We start from the raw sequence: 1,177 nt of genomic DNA on the forward strand, positions 1-1,177 counted from the left end.
ATTACTCTTTGATGGTGACGACGATGCCGGCACCGACGGTGCGGCCGCCTTCACGGATGGCGAAGCGCAGCTTCTCTTCCATGGCGATCGGCACGATCAGCTCGACATCGACGGTGATGTTGTCGCCAGGCATCACCATCTCGGTGCCTTCCGGCAGCGACACGATGCCGGTCACGTCGGTCGTGCGGAAGTAGAACTGCGGACGGTAGTTGGTGAAGAACGGCGTGTGACGGCCGCCCTCGTCCTTGGTCAGGATGTAGGCTTCAGCGACGAACTTCTTGTGCGGCTTGACCGTGCCCGGCTTGGCCAGAACCTGGCCGCGCTCGACACCTTCACGGTCGACACCGCGCAGCAGCGCGCCGATGTTGTCGCCGGCCTGGCCCTGGTCGAGCAGCTTGCGGAACATCTCGACGCCGGTGCAGGTCGTCTTGGTGGTCGGACGGATGCCGACGATCTCAAGCTCCTCGCCGACCTTGACCACGCCGCGCTCGACGCGGCCGGTCACCACCGTGCCGCGGCCAGAGATCGAGAACACGTCCTCGATCGGCATCAGGAACGGCTTGTCGAGCGGGCGAACCGGCGTCGGGATGTAGTCGTCGACCGCAGCCATCAATTCGCGGATCGAATCCTCGCCGATCTTCTTGTCGGAATCTTCCAAAGCCGCAAGCGCCGAACCCTTGACGATCGGAATGTCGTCGCCGGGGAACTCGTTCTTGGTCAACAGCTCGCGCACCTCGAGCTCGACCAGCTCGAGCAGCTCGGCGTCGTCGACCTGGTCGACCTTGTTCAAGAACACCACGATCGACGGCACGCCGACCTGGCGGGCCAGCAGGATGTGCTCGCGGGTCTGCGGCATCGGGCCGTCGGCGGCCGACACGACCAGGATCGCGCCGTCCATCTGCGCGGCACCGGTGATCATGTTCTTGACGTAGTCGGCGTGGCCGGGGCAGTCGACATGGGCGTAGTGGCGGTTGGCCGTCTCGTATTCGACATGCGCCGTCGAGATGGTGATGCCGCGCGCCTTCTCCTCGGGAGCCGCATCGATCTGGTCGTAGCGCTTGTATTCGCCAAAATACTTGGTGATCGCCGCCGTCAGCGACGTCTTGCCATGATCGACATGGCCAATCGTGCCGATGTTCACATGAGGCTTTGTACGCTCGAATTTACCTTTTGCCAT

Annotated in this window: 1 protein-coding gene; it reads right to left on the bottom strand. The window is 63.3% G+C overall.

Annotated features, from left to right (window positions below; genetic code table 11):
- Position 1: 1 nt before the first annotated feature.
- Positions 2-1,177 (bottom strand): elongation factor Tu, encoded by a 1,176-nt coding sequence (tuf, locus tag AC0L18_RS32310; protein ID WP_091591201.1) that lies wholly within the window; start codon positions 1,175-1,177, stop codon positions 2-4.

The organism is Mesorhizobium sp. WSM4819 (genome assembly GCF_055811215.1).

What these genes read in the sequence shown, in the direction of transcription:
- tuf (WP_091591201.1), bottom strand. Translation starts at nt 1,177, where the DNA reads ATGGCAAAAGGTAAATTCGAGCGTACAAAGCCTCATGTGAACATCGGC.